The organism is Stenotrophomonas sp. 05L44_2, assembly GCF_056665995.1.
Map to the genome: position 1 here is coordinate 1 of NZ_JBFTNR010000764.1, position 1,932 is coordinate 1,932.

Sequence of the window (1,932 nt, forward strand, 5' to 3'; positions counted from 1 at the left end):
GTGGCAAGCCGGTGGCGCTGGACGATGGCCAGCGTCGCCAGCTGCTTGATTACCGTGGCAACGTGGTGGCGGTGGCGATGGACGGCATGGACGTCGGCCTGGCAGGTGCCAAGCTCGGCGCCAACGCTGCCGGTGAAGCACTGAAGGGCATCTTCAGCGGTGACAGCGAAGGCATCGAGAAACGGATCAACGCCGAGGCCGCCAGGATCGAAGCGCAGGCCAAGCGCATCTGCGACCGCATGCCGGCCATGCTGGCCAGCCAGCAGGCCCTGGCTGCCTCGCTGCCGGCGTTCAAGCCCTACGCCACGATGGACCAGAGCGATGTGGACGACTGCGGCAAGGACACGGTCGTCAACCGCTGACCCCTGTGACAGATCAGCGCACCCGGCCGGCCGCGCACCTGCGTTGCCGGCCGCTGCGCCCCGGCGGGCTTACAATGGCAGCCCCGGATGCACTTCATCGAACCGCCATGAAAAAGCTGTTTCTGCTGCTGGCCGCCCTGCTCTGCCTGGGCCTGGTCGGCTGTGACCAGGACTACCGCAACCACCGCGCCGAGCGTGGCAAACCCAAGATCTCGGTCAGCGAGAGCATCGTGACCGTTCGCCGCCAGCCGGCACCGAACATCATCATCCTGCCCGACGGGCAGATGAAGATCGACGAGATCCTGATCCCGCTCAACGCCGAACAGAAGCAGATGCTGCAGACGATGTTCGGCAAGCTGCAGGTGCTGCGCCAGAACACGCTGGTGGCCGCACCGGCCGACCCCAACATGCAGCCGGTCAAGATCGTGCCGCCGGAGGGCATGCAGGTGATTCCGCCGGACCTGGTGCAGACCATTCCCGAGTTCAAGGATTACACCGAGACCTTCGGCAACATCGTCGCCGACCGTCGCTGAAACGAACAACGCCGCCCTCCCGGGCGGCGTTCTTCTTTCTCGCCTGTAGTGGGTGCGGACCTCGGCCCGCACACCGCTCGATCAGCCGCCGGCACCACCGCCACCGGCCTGGATGCCACCGGCCGTCAACGCGGCCGGATCCAGCAGGCGGCGCAGCTCGGCTTCGGCCAGGCCACTGTCTTCCAGCGCCACGTCCAGCACCGGGCGCTGCTCCTTGTAGGCGCGCTTGGCAATCGCTGCGGCCTTCTCATAACCGATGATCGGGTTCAGCGCGGTCACCAGGATCGGATTGCGCGCCAGCGCCTCGGCCACACGGTCCTCGCGCACCTTCAGGCCGGCAATGGCGCTGTCGGCCAGCAGGGTCGACACATTGGCCAGCAGGCCGATGCCATCGAGCAGGTTCACCGCGATCAGCGGCAGCGTCACGTTGAGCTGGAAGTTGCCGGTCTGGCCCGCCACGGTGATCGCCGTGTGGTGGCCGATCACCTGCGCGCAGGCCATCACCGTCGCCTCCGGGATCACCGGATTGACCTTGCCCGGCATGATCGAGGAGCCCGGCTGCAGTGCCGGCAGTTCGATCTCGCCCAGGCCCGCCAGCGGGCCGGCGTTCATCCAGCGCAGGTCGTTGGCGATCTTGATCAGGGCTACCGCCAGCGCATTGAGCTGGCCCGACAGTTCCACCGCATCGTCCTGCGCGGCCAGGCCTTCGAACTTGTTCTCGGCGCTGTCGAACTTGAAGCCGGTCTGCTGCTTCAGCGCCTTGGCAACCTGCGCACCAAAGCGCGGGTCGGCATTGATGCCGGTGCCGATGGCGGTACCGCCCAGCGGCAGGCGGCGCACGCGCTTGAGGCTGTCCTCGATGCGCTCCTGGGCCGAGGCCAGCTGCGCCGACCATGCACCGAATTCCTGTTCGAAGGTCAGCGGCATCGCATCCATCAGATGGGTGCGGCCGGTCTTGACCACCTTGCGCAGGCTGCGGCCCTTCTTGTCCAGCGTCCGGCGCAGGTGCACCAGCGCCGGCAGCAGCTGCTCATGGG

2 protein-coding genes and 1 pseudogene are annotated in these 1,932 nt (G+C 67.1%); 2 read left to right on the forward strand and 1 reads right to left on the reverse strand.

Annotated elements, in window-relative coordinates:
• Positions 1-362: pseudogene (locus tag AC1VAN_RS20325) on the forward strand (hypothetical protein); the annotation flags it as partial.
• A 107-nt stretch (positions 363-469) separates the two neighbouring features.
• The gene (locus tag AC1VAN_RS20330; protein ID WP_032951937.1) at positions 470-895 is read left to right on the forward strand and encodes a hypothetical protein; all 426 of its coding nucleotides are present in this window, start codon (positions 470-472) and stop codon (positions 893-895) included.
• Between the two features lie 81 nt (positions 896-976).
• On the opposite strand, the gene AC1VAN_RS20335 is transcribed toward AC1VAN_RS20330, so the two are convergent.
• The coding region (locus AC1VAN_RS20335; protein ID WP_480986586.1) for a lyase family protein at positions 977-1,932 on the reverse strand (956 nt) is incomplete at its 5' end.

Excerpts from the sequence above, each read along its gene's own strand:
- AC1VAN_RS20330 (WP_032951937.1), top strand. The coding sequence starts at position 470 with ATGAAAAAGCTGTTTCTGCTGCTGGCCGCCCTGCTCTGCCTGGGCCTG.